This is a genomic window from Pseudophaeobacter sp. 1A16562, from assembly GCF_041008785.1.
Classification (GTDB): Bacteria; Pseudomonadota; Alphaproteobacteria; order Rhodobacterales; family Rhodobacteraceae; genus Phycobacter; species Phycobacter gallaeciensis_A.
Window position 1 is genome coordinate 32,718 of sequence record NZ_JAXGFT010000004.1, and the last position, 14,373, is coordinate 47,090.

The window sequence follows — 14,373 nt, forward strand, 5'->3', positions numbered from 1 at the left end:
CCGTGATCCTGGCAGTCAGTGCAGGGTTTTGCGGTTGGGGCTTGGCGGGATTTTCTTATGCCTCGGAGCACGCCAATGCACCCAGTGGAGGGGTCCCCATGGTTTCACCCACGGCAGAGAGTTTCGATGGCGCCTGGATCGTGCAGCGGGTAAAGGGCATCGACATTGCGGGCTTTGACGAAATGCGGTTCGATTTTGCCGAGGGCACGCTCTACGGCTCCAGCCCCTGCCGCAGCTTCACCACCGCCTATGGGCCGGACCTGCAGAACCTCATGTTCACGCCGTTTGATATCGGCGGCGGGCTTTGTGACGAACAAACGATGATCGCAGAGCGCGAGTTTCTACAGCAGCTGGGTCTGGTCAACCGGATGGAACTGGCCGAGGACGGACAGCTGGTCATGTATAACTTTGATGAGCCGCTGCTCTGGGCGGTGCGACTGCCCGGCTGAACCTGCGCGAGGCCTAGGCGGGCAGGGGTGGTGCCTCAGGTGAGGACCACGAGCCAGAACCACACCGTCAGTACCGAGGCCCCGGTTGCAATCAATACCGAGGAAGCGGCGACGCGCCGGGCGCGGCCGTACATATTGGCAAAAATATAGGCGTTAAAGCCCGGCGCCATCGCGGCATTGAGAACACCGGAGCGGAACAGATCCTGTTTCAGGCCAAGAGTGCTGCCAAGGGACCAGACGATGGCCGGGTGCACCATCAGGGCGGTTACGCAGACAAATGCGATAGTGCGCAGATCGCCCTCGGGGCGGTATTGCACCAGTACGCCGCCAAGGGCGAACAGCGCCGCCGGGAGCGCGGCGCGGATCAGAAGCTGCAGGGCATCGTCAATTGCGCCAGGAATGGTGAGGCCGATCAGGTTGGTGGCAAATCCCAGTGCAATCCCGAGGATCAGCACGTTGCGGAACATCGCAGTCAGCACCGAGCGTGCCATCTTCATGCTGCCGCCGCCGCGGTTCTTGACGATCTCCATCACGGTGATGCCGATGCCATAGCAAAAGGGCGAATGGAACGCGATGATCGCATAGTTGCCGGTCAGATTGTCGGGGCCAAAGGCGCGTTCGGTGATCGGCAGGCCCAGCAAGACCGAATTGGAGAACAGGCAGCAGAAGCCGATGGCCACGCAGTCTTCCCAGTCGCGTTTGAAGATCAGCCGCGCACCGAAGAGGCCGATCAGAAAACAGATCCCCGCCCCGGTGTAAAAGCTGACGAGCAATGTCGGGTCAAAACTGCTGGAGAGATCCAGATTGGCAATCGCCCGGAACAACAAGCAGGGGATGGCAAAGCTCTGGGTGAATTTCATCAGCCCTTCGATATGGCTGTGCGTGAAATATCCCTTCATCGTTGCGGCATAGCCCGCAGCGACCACCAGGAAAACGGGCAGAATGACGTCGATCAGGCTTTGCAGCATATAGTCGTAGTCCTAATGGGCGCTCGCCCGGTTGGGCGGCCCTAGATCGGACTGCGGATCACCATGCCATCATAGGCGGCAGAGATATGATCGGGGGTTTCTGCCTCGACCGTGGCATAATCCATATCGATATGCATGTTGGTCAGCACCGCGCGCCGGGGCTGCATCCGCTCGATCCACTCCAGCGCCTGCGTCATGTTGAAATGCGTGGGATGTGGGGTGCGGCGCAGGGCGTCCAGAACCCAGCAATCCATATCCTGCAGCTCGGGCAGAGCACTGTCGGGGATGTCGACCACGTCGGGAAGATAGACCAGCCCGCCCATCCGGAACCCCAGCGCGTCGATCGACCCATGCCCGACCTCGAAGGGGCGGAAGGGGATTTCGCCGCCAGGGCCATCGATAACAAAGGGGCCATTGATGCTTTGCAGATCCAGGATCGGCGGATAGGGCGATCCTTCGGGCTGCACAAAGGCATAGCCAAAGCGCGACAGCAGGGCGTTCTGGGTATCGCCATCGGCGTAGACCGGGATCCGCTTGCGCATGTTGAAGACGAGCATGCGCAGATCGTCGATGCCATGTACGTGGTCCGCATGGGAGTGAGTATAGACCACCGCGTCCAGCCGTCCGACCTCTGCATCCAGCAGCTGGCTACGCATGTCCGGCGAAGTATCGATCAGCACCGTGGTGGTGCCATCCGGGCCGTCGCGCTCAACCAGCATGGAGCAGCGCCGCCGTCTGTTGCGCGGGTTCTCAGGGTCGCAATCGCCCCAGTGACCGCCAAGGCGCGGCACCCCGCCCGAAGAGCCGCTGCCGAGGATGGTAAAGCGCAGTTCAGCCATCAGGCGGCCGCCTGATATTGCGCTGCTTTCCAGAACAACCGGTCGAAATTCTCCTGCGTCTGGGCCGCGAAATCGGCGTAGTCCATGCCAAAAGCCTCGGCGCCGACTTTGGCGGTCAGGGCAGAATAGGCCGGTTCATTGCGTTTGCCCCGGTGCGGCGGCGGTGCCAGATAGGGCGCGTCGGTTTCCACCAGAATGCGGTCGATGGGCGCGGCGGCAAAGATGTCGCGCAGCTCCTGGCTTTTGGGGAAGGCGGCAATACCGGACATCGACAGGTAAAACCCAAGATCCAACGCCGCCCGGCCAAGTTCCGCCGAGGAGGAGAAGCAATGCATCACGCAGGAATAGCTGCCGTTCTTCATTTCTTCGGACAGGATTCGGGCCATGTCGTCATCCGCGGCGCGGGCGTGGATGATCAGCGGCAGGCCGGTTTCTCGGGCGGCGGCAATGTGATTGCGCAGCGAGACCTGCTGAATCTCGGCGCTGTCCGCGGTGTAGTGGTAATCCAGACCGGTCTCGCCGATGCCGACGAATTTGGGGTGTTTAGCCAGCGCCACCAGTTCATCCACGCTGACCAGCGGCTCATCAGCCGCGCTCATCGGGTGGGTGCCTGCGGCGTAAAACACCGGCGCGTGGGTTTCGGCGATGGCGCGCACCGAGGGTTCATTCTTCATCTTGGTGCAGATGGTGACCATCCGGGTGACCCCGGCCTCGGTGGCACGGGCGATCACCTGATCCAGCTCGCCAGCGAAATCCGGAAAATCCAGATGGCAGTGGCTGTCGGTGATCTGGGGAAGGGATGTGCTGCTCATGCCTGTCTTTCGTCGTCTTGTGCGCCGCAGCTCCGGACCTGCCCAGACCAGCCCGGACGAGTCGGGATCAGCGCGACGCGGTTTCCTGCATCTTGAAAACCGTATCTAGGACTAGCGCGGCGGGGTCAAGGTTCACGGCCTGACCGTGGCGGGCGCGTGCTGTTGCTTCGGCAGAAAGGTCGGCCCATGCCCGGCCTTTGTGCGGATCAGGGGCGAGGCGCTGCAACATGGCGGTTTCACCGTGTGCGGCCTCTGGCTGGGGCGGCTGTCCGGTGGCGCCGGTACGGGCCAGCCGGGCCATGGCGACCTCGGTCAGGGTCAGCAGTAGCTCAAATTTTTCCGCGCCGCCACGCTGGGCCGCGGTTTCGGCCAGCGCCATGGCGCGCTGACGGTCCAGACGGGGCAGAGAATCGAGGATCTGTACAAGTTCGGCGTATGTCTTCAGACCACCAAGGTTCAGAAGACGCAGCGCCGCGCCGACCGATCCGGCGGCCAGCGCCGCAAGATGATCGGCGTTCTCTGGCAGCTCGGCCCCGGATTGACTGAGGGCGGCCTGCATATCCTCTGCCGACAGGGGGCCAAGGCGCAGCGTGCGGCAGCGCGAGCGGATCGTCGGCAACAGGCGCGAGGGCTGATGTGAAATGAGGAACATGGTGGTCCGCGCGGGCGGCTCTTCCAGCATCTTCAAGAGGGCGTTGGCGGCGCTGGGGTTCATGTCATCGGCGGCATCCACGATCACTACGCGGCGCCCGCCATCGGTGGCAGACAGGCCGAAGAACCGGTTCAGTGCGCGGATATCATCGACAACGATCTGATCGCGCAGTTTTCCCTTGTCGTTATAGCTGCGGGTGATCGCGGCCAACCCCGGTTCAGCCAGAGCGTGGATCCGGTGCGATACCGGGTGATCCGGGTCGATGTCGAGCGTGGTCGCTGGCGGCGGCGCGCCGAACAGCCCGTCCTCGGCCGGGGGCGTCGCCAGAAGAAACCGCGCGATGCGCCAGGCCAACGTCGCCTTGCCAATGCCCTGCGGCCCGGTCAACAGCCAGCCGTGATGCAACCGGTCCGAGTTGAAGGCGGTAAGAAAATCCTGCTCTGCCTTGTTCTGGCCGAATATCTGTGGGGTTTCCCGCGGGTGTGGCGCGCCTGCGGCCTGATCTGCCCGCGGCAGCTCGTCCTGCGCGCTCATACCGGGTGTCCTTCGGGGGAAAGGGCCGCCAGCGCCTGCGACAGAACGTCCTGCGCGACCGTATCCAGAGCACGGTCGCCGTCCAGAACGCGGAACCGGTCGGGGAATTCCTGCGCCAGTGCCAGAAACCCGGCGCGCATCTTTTCCTGCAAGGACAGGCCGAAATCCTCGAACCGTTCTTCGGTGCCCTGACGCCCCTTGGCGCGCGAGAGGCCGGTGGCCGGGTCCATGTCGATCAGGATGGTCAGATCCGGTTCACGGCCGATCATCAGGTCATGCAGCTGGTCCACCGTAGCGCGCAGATCGCCGCGCGACAGGCCCTGATACATGCGGGTGCTGTCGGCAAACCGATCGCAGATCACCACCTTGCCAGCGGCGAGCGCCGGTTCGATGGTGCGCTCCAGATGATCCCGGCGCGCGGCTGTGAACAACAGGATTTCGGTCTCCGCCGACCATTTGTCGGGATCGCCCTCCAGCACCAGCCGCCGGATCTCTTCGGCCCCGGGGGAGCCGCCGGGCTCGCGAGTTAGCACCACCTCGCGCCCTGCCGCCTGAAGCGTCTCGGCCAGCAGCCGACACTGGGTGGATTTTCCGGACCCGTCGATGCCTTCGAAGGTGATGAACAATCCGCGTTCGGGACCGGGTGTCACAGCGCGTCCTCGGGGCCGTTCAGAAAGCGTTTGATCAGAACCTGCGCGGCGGTCTTGACCCGCACCGGAAAGCCACCTGCGGGCACGTCATTCGCTGCCACCAGCGGCAAGCGCACCTCGGGCAACTCATCGGGCTGGAAGACCAGCTCGGCCAGTTTGTCGCCCTTGCGGACCGGCGCGTCGATGGGGCCGGTGTAGACCACCTCGGCGTTGATCTCACTGCCGGTCAGGGCGGGTACCAGGATTTCCAGATCTTCGGCCGGCACCAGGCCTACCGATCGTGCCGCGCCGCGCCATACTTCGGCTTCGGCGACAGGGGTGTCAGCTTTGGCGATGGTTTTCTTGGTAAATTGGCGAAACGACCAGTTAACGAGGGCCTCTGCCTCCTCTGCACGCGCCTTGGTGCTGGCCAGCCCCGTGATCACGAAGATCACCCGCCGGTCGCCCTGTTTGGCCGATCCAACAAGGCCATAGCCCGCCTCACTCGTGTGGCCGGTTTTCAGACCGTCGGCGCCAATGCCCAACGTCAGCAGCGGATTGCGGTTGCGGGTGTTCGACGGCGCGCGTCCATCGAATTCAAAGGTTTTTTCCGAAAACAGCGGGTAATACTGCGGAAAATCTTCGATCAGATGCTGGGCAAGAATGCCCAGATCCTGCATCGACATGCGATGCCCGGCGGCGGGCCAACCGTTGGAATTGGCAAAGGTGGCATTGGCCATGCCCAGTTCGCGCGCGCGCTTGGTCATGTAACGGGCGAAACCGGCCTCGGTTCCGTCCGGGCTCAGGGCCTCGGCGATCACTGCGCAGGCGTCGTTGCCTGACAGCACGATGATGCCGCGCAGAAGATCCTCGACCCGGACACGGTCGGTTGTGTCCAGGAACATGGTGGAGCCGCCATAGCTCATCGCGTGTTCGCTGACCGGCAGCTGTTCATCCAGCGTCAGCCGCCCATCGCGCAGGGCTTCAAAGGCCACATAAAGCGTCATCAGCTTGGACATGGAGGCCGGGGGCAAAGGTACCTCGGCATTCTTCGAAAGCAGAACCGTATCGGTGCTTTGATCTAGCACGAAGGCGGCGCGGGCCTTTGTATCAAAGGCCGAGGCCGGAACAGAGGCAATGCTCAGCATAAACCCGGCGCAGGCGGTCAGTTTCAGTGCGGATTTGACAAGATCGATCACCGGTGTGTCATCCTTGTTGGTCTGTGTGCAGGCGACGCGTGGCTGGGGGCGTCATGCAGGTCAATTGGTCACCGCGTAGGCATCCGAGAAGCCAGCCTGTTTGACGCTTTTCAGCAGCTGGCTGCGCTCGCTCTTGGTCTGTGCCGGTCCGACGACAACGCGCCAGAAGGGTTTGCCGTTGGAAGATTGCTCATAAACGATCGGGATCATGCCTGCATTGCGCATCTGACCTGCTGTGCGATTGGCGTTTGCCTCGACGCTGAAGATGCCGATCTGGATGTAAGGTTTTTCAAGCGGCGAAACGCGTGTTTTTGGCGTCGCGGGCGTGGGCTGTGGTTTTGCAGGTGCAGCCGCCGTGCTCGCGTCTGGAGCCGACGCATCAATGGCAGCAGCAGCCCCGGCGATCGGGTCCAGCGGTGCCTCTGCTACCGCATCGGGCGTCAGTGCCTCGCTCTGTGCCGTGGTATCTGCGGCATCCTCCGCCGGTTCTGCAGCGACCTCTTCCGGTGCTGTCTCGCGGCGCAGGGCGGTGACGTTCAGTTCGACCGGGGCGCCTGCCAGCATGCCCAGAGCCGCTGCCGCATCCGAGGAGGCCTGAATGCGCGGTCCGGGAATTTCACGCTCGCGGCGGAACAGGGCACCGATCACGAATTTTCCATTGGCGCTGTTGCGGATGATGACCCGTTCCGGATCCTGCGCATCGGGGTGGGCCACCCAGACACCGCCAAGGGAGGGACGCCCGTCCCAAAGCCCGGCCTCGGTCACCTGAAACACATCCGGCGATTCCACGTCGCGCTCCACCAGTTTGGTGCTGCTGGCGGATGTCGGCGCTGTGTCGGTCGCAGAGGCTTTGGGCTGCAGGAACGGCAGCCCGGCGCCGTCTTCACAGGCGGTCAGCATCAGCAGACATAAAGCAGACGCGCAGATCCGCGCGCCGGTTTTTCCGATTGGCGTGGCCCGAGTTCTGGCCTGTGTCATGGTTCTTCCCTTGCCTGTGCTCAAAGCGGCGATGCGCTGCTTGCCGGGTTCCCGGTCATCGTTTGATTTTGCAAATGATAGCCTGCGTCTTCTTGCATGAAAACCCTGTCCCCAAGCGGGCGGCACAAAAGCATGGCAATTGGCATTATTTCGCGTGAGTTTACATCGGGCGCAGCTCCTTGTTCGAAAAAGATGGCACGATTTTCCCTTGCACGATGTGCTGGCGCGGCCTAAACCGCCAGCTGACCGGGGAGGTGGCAGAGTGGTCGAATGCGGCGGTCTTGAAAACCGTTGAACGTGAGAGCGTTCCCAGGGTTCGAATCCCTGTCTCCCCGCCACCGATTGCATGATGCGATCACCCCCCGATCTTCTTTCGCAATATGCGCTGATCTTGTCCGTTGCTATGGTTGCTCCACGGGTGCGATGCTGCGGGCGCTGGACCCGCGGCGACAACAGGTTGGAACAGCTCAGAGGAGACAAGATGGCCGAGCTTATCCGTCAGGCCGACCTTGAGGATGTCGAGGCGATTGCAAGGATCGCCAATGACATGATCCGGGATACGCTGATCACCTTTACCAGCGAGGAAAAGACCCCCGCTGCACTTCGGGACGTCATCGGGGAACGCGGTCCGCGTTATCTGGTGGCCGAAATCGACGGGCAGGTGGTTGGATTTGCGACCTATGGCGCGTTTCGCGGCGGGCCGGGGTATCGGCACACGGCGGAACATTCGATACAGCTTGCTCCGGCTGCGCAGGGGCGTGGGCTGGGGCGGCGGCTGATGGCGCGGCTTGAGGATGTCGCCCGCGCCGACGGCATCCATGTGCTGGTGGCCGGTGTCAGTGGCGCCAATCCCGGCGGCATCGCTTTTCATGCTTCGCTTGGCTTTGCCGAGGTCGGCCGCATGCCGCAGGTCGGGCGCAAATGGGGGCAATGGCTGGATCTGGTGCTGATGCAGAAGGTCCTGTCAGAGGCGGGCTAACCCGGGGCGGTGGCCTTTGCACGTCCGTTTTAGGGGCGGTTCGCCTATTTTCTCGAATGCAATTAAAGGAAATATCAATTCTGTCCGGTCAGGATGAGGGCTGCTTGTCGCTCGAAACAGAAGGTTTCCATGGCCCATCGCAATTCTGCACTGGCGTTTACAGCCCTGTCGTTTTCTTTTCTGGCCTCCGGTCTGGGGGCGAGCGAACAGTTCTCAATCGTCAGTGAACAGTTCTTTCAGAAGGGCGCGGGAGACAGGCGCCCGGTTCTGGCCATCCCCGCCAAGGCCGAGATCATTCAGCGCAATGCGCCAGATACACGGGCGCAGCCCGATCTGGAGGCGGAAATGGAAGCGGTGCAGGCCAATCTGGCCAGTCTGTTCCGGGGGCGCAGCGGCAACAGCATGTTCCGGGATCTGCCCCGCCGCAGCAGCATCGGCATTGGCGGCGGTGCAGCAAGCAAGCTGATGCAGCTGATTGCCAGCGCCGAGGCGGGGAAGGCGCAATATGATGCGGTGCAATACGCGGCGACGATTCGCCCGCCCAAACTGCCGACGCAAATGACCGTCGGCGAAATTTACAAATGGATCGACGATACCCCCGGCCAGCAGCACGCCATCGGCCGCTATCAGTTCATCCCGGCCACCCTGAAACGGCTGGTGAAGCATGTGGGGGCGAGCCGCTCGGACCGGTTCTCGCCACAGCTTCAGGACCGGCTGGCGCACCAGCTGCTGGAAGAGGCGGGGCTGAGCGCGACCATGGCGGGGGATATGAGCCGCCATGACTTCATGAACAATCTGGCCAAGATCTGGGCCGGTCTGCCGACCTCCAGCGGGAAATCCTACTATCATGGTCTGGCGGGCAACAAGGCGGTGCTGAGCTGGGCCAAGTTCGACAAGGAAATGGCGCAGCTTTTCCCGGGCTGACAGCGGGACGTAGGTTACCCGGCCGGTCTAGGCGGGTGCGACCCAGCGTAGACGCGGTGCATCACGACAGCAGTCAGATACATCGGCACCTGATAACAGCCGAGAAAGATCAACAACGGATCGGTGGTTCCTGCAGGTAGAGCGATCAGGAACAGTGCAAAATTGCGGTTGCCCGCGACCACGGCATAGGGTGCGGCAACCGCTTCGTGGCCCCGGCGGCGCAGCACGGCATAGGTCAGCAGCTGCATGCCGAAATTGGCGGCCAGTGCGAAGGCCATCCATTTGGCGACCAGCAGGGGATCCTGTCGCAGCGCAGGTCCCAGCGCCGCCATCAACCCCACCACAATCACCGCCAGCGCCAGGGTCGTCACCCCGTCGAGCGCCTGCACCTGCTCCTGACGCAGATCGGGGCGGATCAGGTGGCGTAGGGCAAAAGCGGTAATGACCGTGAGAGCGATAGTGCCGATGAGCCGCAGTGTGGCCCAGAGGACAGCTTCCAGCCCGCCAAGATCGGGCACCAGCAGGAAGACCGGGATCACCGTCAGCGGCATCAGCGCCGTGCCCAGCACCAGAACGCGAAAGGCAGGCTCTGGCGCGTGCCCCAGCAGAAGGGTGATATTGGGGGCGCCGGTGACTGACGGGGCGCTCAGCATCAGAACCAGCGCAATTGCCGCGGGCGTTCCGGCGAGACCGGCGAGCCAAAGGAGCAGCAGCGCCGCCAGAGGTAGCATCAGTTGCAGAACCAGTACCGCCCGCAGCGATGACATCCCTTCGGAGAGGCCACCAAGGGCGGCGCGGGGACCGATGCGGAAGGCGGTCAGGAACAACAGTCCCGCCACCATCTGCGGCAGCCAAGGGCGCAGGAGCCGAGCCAGATCCGGCAGGAAAAGCCCTGCCACAAGGCCCAGAACCAAAGCGGCCCGGCCGTGCCGGGCCACAAAGGCAAGCGCATTCAGCATGCCCTCAGCCCGCCCCTTAGCCGGACGGCGTGCTGCGGATGTTCTCCGGCAGCCAGGTGGCCAGCTCGGGCCAGGCGACAAGGATCACCACCATCACCAGCATCAGGCCGACCATGGGAATGGCAGTCTTCGAGATGTAGGAGATCTCGTGCCGGGTCATGCCTTGCAACACGAAAAGGTTGAAGCCGATGGGCGGTGTCACCTGCGCCATTTCCACCACCACGACGATGAAGATGCCGAACCAGATCACGTCGATCCCGGCCTGGCGGATCATCGGCTCGACAATGGCCATGGTCAGCACGACCGAGGAAATACCATCGAGGAACATCCCCAGCACCACGTAGAACAGTGTCAATGCAATGATCAGCACCAGGGGCGACAGGTTCATCTGATCGATCCAGCCAGCCAGTGCCCGCGGCAGTCCAGTGAACCCCATGGCCAGCGACAGGAAGGAGGCGCCCATCAGGATCAGTGCGATCATCGCCGAGGTGCGTGTCGCACCCATCAGCGAGGCCGAGAAGGTGTTCCAGGTCAGCGAGCCCTGCGCCAATGCCAGCGTCATCGAACCAAGGACACCGACCGCGGCGGCTTCGGTCGCGGTGGCATAGCCCAGATACATCGACCCGATGACAACTGCGACCAGCAGCAGCACCGGGATCAGGAACCGGCTTTCGGCCAGCATCTGCCCAAGGGTCATTTTCGGCTCTTCCTGTGGGCGTTCGCCTTTGTAGAAAAAATGCCAGCCGACGATGTAAGCCATAAACAAACCGGCCAGTACCAGACCCGGAAAGATCCCTGCCATGAACAGCTTGGTGATCGATTCATTGATCGACACGCCATAGACGATCAGCGTCAGTGAAGGCGGGATCATCAGGCCCAGCGTTGCCGCACCTGCGAGGGTGCCGATGATCATGAACTCAGGGTATCCACGTTTGCGCAGCTCGGGGATCGACATCTTGCCCACGGTGGTCAGCGTCGCGGCGGAGGAGCCGGAGACAGCCGCAAAGATGGTGCAGCCGGCGATATTGGTGTGCAGCAAACCACCCGGCAGCCAGCGCATCCAGGGCGCCAGGCCGCGGAACATATCCTCGGACAGGCGGGTGCGGTAAAGGATCTCGCCCATCCAGATGAACAGCGGCAGCGCTGTCAGCGTCCAGCTGGAGGCGCCGGTCCAGATCGTGGTGATCATCGCGTCGCCTGCGGGGCGGGTGGTGAACAACTCCATCCCGACCCATGCCACGCCCATCAGCGCAAGGCCAATCCAGACCGAGCTGCCAAGCAGGGCAAACAGCACGAAGAGAAAAATGATGGTGGTGTAGATCTCGCTCATTCCACGGCCTCCGAATTGATGCTGGACCGGCGGGTGATCAGCAGGCGGCACAGGTAGTCCCACAAGGCGAGCGCCAGAAGGACGGTGCCAATCGACATCGGCAGCTGCGGCAGCCAAACCGGGGTGTAGACCCATTCGGACCCGGTCTTGGCCCAAAGCTCTCCCCATTTGCTGGGGGCGGTGGCGAACATGGCGAAAAAGGACAACAGCCACTCCGGCACGAAATCCTGCCCCTGCGTGCGGTCATTCAGCATCTTGGAAAAGATGTTGGTCTTGATCGCGTAGCGGGCGAAGTATGTCGCGGTGATGGCGGCGATCCACATCGCCACCGCATCGAGAACCAGACCGATCCGGGGGCTGATATTAAGTAAGATCGACACCCGGATATGGGCGCCGCGCGTCAATGCGTGGGCCAGCGCCAGAAAGGAGGTCGCGGCCATGGCATAGCCGGCGTATTCGGTGGAGCCGGGAAAGGTTAGGTTGCTCCAACGGGCGACCATCTGCGCCACGATCAGCAGAAGGATCAGCAGCATGAATCCCGCCGCCAGAACACCAGAGCCCAGATAAATCCGGTCCGCCAGCCGCTGGAGGGGGCGCAGTATGCGCCCGGCGGGGCCGGGAACCAGCAGGCAGGCCAGTGCCACAAGGGTTGGAATTACAAACAGCCACAGCCAGAGCGGCAGGCCCAAAAACGGTTGCCAGTCGCGCAAATTGACACCCCCAGAAAGTCAGAAAAGATTAGGCTCCGCCCGCACCAGGCAGGGCGGAGCCGTTGCGCCCGGGTGGGCGGATCAGTTGCCGTTATAGGCGTCGAGAATGGCCTTGCCGTCATCGCCGACCGAGGCCAGCCATTCTTCGGTCATCTTGGCGCCGATTGCCTTTAGCTCGCCCAGGAACTCGGGGCTAGCGTCGGTGACTGTCATGCCATTGGCGCTCAGCTGGTCGAAATACCAGTTTGCCAGTTCCTCGGACTTGGCGGCGCAGGCGGCACCGGTTTCATCGGCGGCCTTCTGAACGGCGGCTTGCATATCATCGCTAAGGCCTTCCCAGGCTTGCTTGTTGACGATGACATAGTTGCGCGGCAGCCAGGCGTTGACCTTGTAGTAATGGCTCAGATGCTCCCAGACCTTGCGGTCATAGCCGGTGGAGCCGGAGGAGATGAAGGCCTCGGCAACGCCGGTGGCCAGCGCCTGCGACAGCTCTGCCGCTTCGATCTGCACCGGGATCATGCCCAGTTCTTCGGCAAAGGTGGCGGTGGCGGTGTTATAGGAGCGGAACTTCACGCCCTGAGTATCGGCCGAAGAGCCGACTTCCTTGTTAAAGTAGAAGCCCTGACCAGGCCAAGGGCAGGTGTAAAGCGCCACCAGGTTGAGATCGGACAGCTGGGCGTTCACCTTGTCCTTGGCGGCGGCCCACAGCTTTTCGTTGTCGGCGTATGTGGTGGCGACAAAGGGCAGGTTGTCCCAGCCCAGAAGCGGCGCCTCGTTGGCATGGGCGGACATGAAGCGTTCGCCGATGGGGGCCTGCCCGGTCTGCACGGCGCGCTTGATCTCGCCGCCTTTGAACAGCGAGCCGCCCGGATGCACGGTGATGTCGATCTCACCGCCGGTATAGTCGCGGACCTTGTCGGCAAATACGACGCCCATTTCCGAATGGAAGTTGGTGGCGGCATAGGCCATGGGCATATCCCATTTTTCCGCTGCGGCTGCCGCAGCCGACAGGGCTAGGGCAGAGACGGAATATGCGACGGTCTTTGTGAAATTAGCGATCATTGTGATCTCCCTGTTTTGGTTGGTCTTTTTTATGGTTCTTATGATTTTGGCGCCTCAGGCGAACCGGTCCGGTTCATAGGGGCGCAGGTCGATATTGCTGGGCTGGCCTGCGATCATATCGGCGACCATGCGGCCGGTCTTGGCGCCGCCGGTCAGGCCCACGTGGTGATGGCCAAAGGCGGCATAGACGCCGGTGCTGCCGACCTCGCCGATCAGCGGCAGGCTGTCCGAGGGCGCCGGGCGATAGCCTAGCCATTCTTCCTCGCTCTCCGCGACCATCTGCGGGAAACATTCCTTCACCTTGCGGCGCAAGAGCGCCAGCGGTGCCTTGGATTTTTCTTCGCTGAGGCCGCCGAACTCCACCACACCCGCGCAGCGTAGCCCCTGATCCATCGCGGTCGCAACGAATTTCCCCGAGGCAAGCATCATCGGATTGTTGGGGGTCTGGCTGGGCCCCTTGAAGACGATGTGATAGCCGCGCTCTGCCTCCAGCGGCACGTTGAGTCCCAGTTTCTGCATCAGTGGCTTGGACCAGACGCCGGTGGCCAGCACCGCCTCGCGGCATTCAAAGCGGCCCTTGTCGGTGTCCACGGCGCTGATGCGCCCACCGGACAGGTCAAAATCCTTAACCTCGGCCTGTACGAAGCGTCCGCCCATCTCTTGCAGCAACTTCACCAGATCCTGAACATATTTGCCGGGGTTGAGGATAAAGCCGTGATTTTTCATCACCGCGAGCAACTTCATCTCGGGCGCAAGGATCGGTTCCCGTTCCTGTACTTCGGCGCCTTCGATCAGCTCGGGCACGAACCCGGCCTCGCGGCGCAGATCCCAGACGTATTTATCCGCGTCAAAGGCCGCGCGGTTTTCATAGGCAAAGCAATAGTCGCTTTCCTGCACCCATTTGGCCGCGGGGGTGCCACGGGTCAGGGCCTGATGCTGTTCGACGCTGTCGCCGATGACATGGGTCAGCCCCTTGGCGATGCGGCGGGTGTCGCCATCGTTGGCATGCGACAGGTATTTCACCAGCCAGGGCACCAGTTTCGGTGCGTAGGACCAGCGCATGAACAGCGGGAAATTGGGGTCCATCAGGTATTTCGGCCCCTTAGGCAGCAGCCCGGGCGTGGTGACCGGCACAATGGCGCAGCTGGCCAGAATGCAGCCGTTGCCATAGGACGCGCCCATGCCCGGCTCGCCCTTGTCGATTAGCGTTACCTCATGGCCCGCGCGGCGCAGCCAGATGGCGGTGGCGGCGCCGACAATGCCCGCGCCGATCACGATGGTCTGAGGCGCGCTCATGCGGGGGACCGTTCTGCGAAACTGTAGGTGGTCATGATTTCTGTCATCGTCTC

The 14,373-nt window shown here is 62.6% G+C and carries 15 protein-coding genes and 1 tRNA gene; 4 read left to right on the forward strand and 12 right to left on the reverse strand.

What is annotated here, in order from left to right; translation table 11 throughout:
- The first annotated feature begins 98 nt into the window (after nt 1-98).
- On the forward strand, nt 99-449 hold the full coding sequence (locus SM764_RS06560) for an META domain-containing protein (protein WP_369001343.1): 351 nt from the start codon (nt 99-101) through the stop codon (nt 447-449).
- Between the two features lie 35 nt (nt 450-484).
- On the opposite strand, the gene SM764_RS06565 is transcribed toward SM764_RS06560, so the two are convergent.
- The 7 genes from SM764_RS06565 to SM764_RS06595 all read right to left on the reverse strand — a co-directional run bounded on the left by SM764_RS06565 (nt 485) and on the right by SM764_RS06595 (nt 7,060).
- Nucleotides 485-1,417, reverse strand: a complete 933-nt coding sequence (locus tag SM764_RS06565; protein WP_369001344.1) for an AEC family transporter — start codon at nt 1,415-1,417, stop codon at nt 485-487.
- A gap of 41 nt (nt 1,418-1,458) precedes the next feature.
- The gene (locus SM764_RS06570; RefSeq protein ID WP_368997772.1) at nt 1,459-2,256 is read right to left on the reverse strand and encodes an MBL fold metallo-hydrolase; all 798 of its coding nucleotides are present in this window, start codon (nt 2,254-2,256) and stop codon (nt 1,459-1,461) included.
- Nucleotides 2,256-3,068 carry a TatD family hydrolase gene (locus SM764_RS06575; protein WP_368946861.1) on the reverse strand — a complete coding sequence of 271 codons (813 nt, stop codon included), beginning with the start codon at nt 3,066-3,068 and terminating at the stop codon, nt 2,256-2,258. Before SM764_RS06575 ends, SM764_RS06570 begins: the two co-directional genes overlap by 1 nt.
- Before the next feature lie 67 nt (nt 3,069-3,135).
- Nucleotides 3,136-4,254, reverse strand: a complete 1,119-nt coding sequence (locus SM764_RS06580) for a DNA polymerase III subunit delta' (RefSeq protein ID WP_368946862.1) — start codon at nt 4,252-4,254, stop codon at nt 3,136-3,138.
- Entirely contained in the window at nt 4,251-4,904 is a 654-nt protein-coding gene (gene tmk, locus SM764_RS06585; protein ID WP_274828198.1) for a dTMP kinase, read from the reverse strand. The genes SM764_RS06580 and tmk overlap by 4 nt, the downstream gene beginning before the upstream one ends.
- Nucleotides 4,901-6,031, reverse strand: a complete 1,131-nt coding sequence (locus SM764_RS06590) for a D-alanyl-D-alanine carboxypeptidase family protein (RefSeq protein WP_065273536.1) — start codon at nt 6,029-6,031, stop codon at nt 4,901-4,903. Before SM764_RS06590 ends, tmk begins: the two co-directional genes overlap by 4 nt.
- A gap of 111 nt (nt 6,032-6,142) precedes the next feature.
- Nucleotides 6,143-7,060 (reverse strand): SPOR domain-containing protein, encoded by a 918-nt coding sequence (locus SM764_RS06595; RefSeq protein WP_369001345.1) that lies wholly within the window; start codon nt 7,058-7,060, stop codon nt 6,143-6,145.
- A gap of 248 nt (nt 7,061-7,308) precedes the next feature.
- Here SM764_RS06595 and SM764_RS06600 point away from each other — a divergent pair.
- The 3 genes from SM764_RS06600 to SM764_RS06610 all read left to right on the forward strand — a co-directional run bounded on the left by SM764_RS06600 (nt 7,309) and on the right by SM764_RS06610 (nt 8,963).
- Nucleotides 7,309-7,398, forward strand: a tRNA-Ser gene (locus SM764_RS06600).
- 143 nt (nt 7,399-7,541) lie between these two features.
- Complete coding sequence (locus SM764_RS06605; protein WP_369001346.1) at nt 7,542-8,039, forward strand: GNAT family N-acetyltransferase; 498 nt, start codon at nt 7,542-7,544, stop codon at nt 8,037-8,039.
- Nucleotides 8,040-8,168: 129 nt separating this feature from the next.
- Complete coding sequence (locus SM764_RS06610; RefSeq protein ID WP_369001347.1) at nt 8,169-8,963, forward strand: lysozyme family protein; 795 nt, start codon at nt 8,169-8,171, stop codon at nt 8,961-8,963.
- Nucleotides 8,964-8,977: 14 nt separating this feature from the next.
- Here SM764_RS06610 and SM764_RS06615 read toward each other — a convergent pair whose 3' ends face one another.
- The 5 genes from SM764_RS06615 to SM764_RS06635 form a co-directional block, all read right to left on the reverse strand.
- A complete protein-coding gene (locus SM764_RS06615) occupies nt 8,978-9,922 on the reverse strand; it encodes a hypothetical protein (RefSeq protein ID WP_369001348.1) in 945 nt (314 codons plus the stop codon).
- 16 nt (nt 9,923-9,938) lie between these two features.
- A complete protein-coding gene (locus tag SM764_RS06620) occupies nt 9,939-11,252 on the reverse strand; it encodes a TRAP transporter large permease (protein WP_065270971.1) in 1,314 nt (437 codons plus the stop codon).
- Nucleotides 11,249-11,962, reverse strand: coding sequence for a TRAP transporter small permease (locus SM764_RS06625; RefSeq protein ID WP_368946905.1), 714 nt, complete (start codon nt 11,960-11,962; stop codon nt 11,249-11,251). Before SM764_RS06625 ends, SM764_RS06620 begins: the two co-directional genes overlap by 4 nt.
- Before the next feature lie 81 nt (nt 11,963-12,043).
- Nucleotides 12,044-13,024: a TRAP transporter substrate-binding protein gene (locus SM764_RS06630; RefSeq protein ID WP_368946906.1), complete on the reverse strand. Its 981-nt coding sequence runs from the start codon at nt 13,022-13,024 to the stop codon at nt 12,044-12,046.
- Between the two features lie 54 nt (nt 13,025-13,078).
- Entirely contained in the window at nt 13,079-14,320 is a 1,242-nt protein-coding gene (locus SM764_RS06635) for an NAD(P)/FAD-dependent oxidoreductase (protein ID WP_369001349.1), read from the reverse strand.
- Nucleotides 14,321-14,373: the final 53 nt, after the last annotated feature.

Coding starts and splice junctions, on each gene's coding strand:
- SM764_RS06580 (WP_368946862.1), bottom strand. CDS start 4,254: ATGAGCGCGCAGGACGAGCTGCCGCGGGCAGATCAGGCCGCAGGCGCG.
- SM764_RS06605 (WP_369001346.1), top strand. CDS start 7,542: ATGGCCGAGCTTATCCGTCAGGCCGACCTTGAGGATGTCGAGGCGATT.
- SM764_RS06635 (WP_369001349.1), bottom strand. CDS start 14,320: ATGAGCGCGCCTCAGACCATCGTGATCGGCGCGGGCATTGTCGGCGCC.
- SM764_RS06590 (WP_065273536.1), bottom strand. CDS start 6,031: ATGCTGAGCATTGCCTCTGTTCCGGCCTCGGCCTTTGATACAAAGGCC.
- SM764_RS06565 (WP_369001344.1), bottom strand. CDS start 1,417: ATGCTGCAAAGCCTGATCGACGTCATTCTGCCCGTTTTCCTGGTGGTC.
- SM764_RS06610 (WP_369001347.1), top strand. CDS start 8,169: ATGGCCCATCGCAATTCTGCACTGGCGTTTACAGCCCTGTCGTTTTCT.
- SM764_RS06570 (WP_368997772.1), bottom strand. CDS start 2,256: ATGGCTGAACTGCGCTTTACCATCCTCGGCAGCGGCTCTTCGGGCGGG.
- SM764_RS06595 (WP_369001345.1), bottom strand. CDS start 7,060: ATGACACAGGCCAGAACTCGGGCCACGCCAATCGGAAAAACCGGCGCG.
- SM764_RS06615 (WP_369001348.1), bottom strand. CDS start 9,922: ATGCTGAATGCGCTTGCCTTTGTGGCCCGGCACGGCCGGGCCGCTTTG.
- SM764_RS06560 (WP_369001343.1), top strand. CDS start 99: ATGGTTTCACCCACGGCAGAGAGTTTCGATGGCGCCTGGATCGTGCAG.
- SM764_RS06620 (WP_065270971.1), bottom strand. CDS start 11,252: ATGAGCGAGATCTACACCACCATCATTTTTCTCTTCGTGCTGTTTGCC.
- SM764_RS06630 (WP_368946906.1), bottom strand. CDS start 13,024: ATGATCGCTAATTTCACAAAGACCGTCGCATATTCCGTCTCTGCCCTA.
- SM764_RS06575 (WP_368946861.1), bottom strand. CDS start 3,068: ATGAGCAGCACATCCCTTCCCCAGATCACCGACAGCCACTGCCATCTG.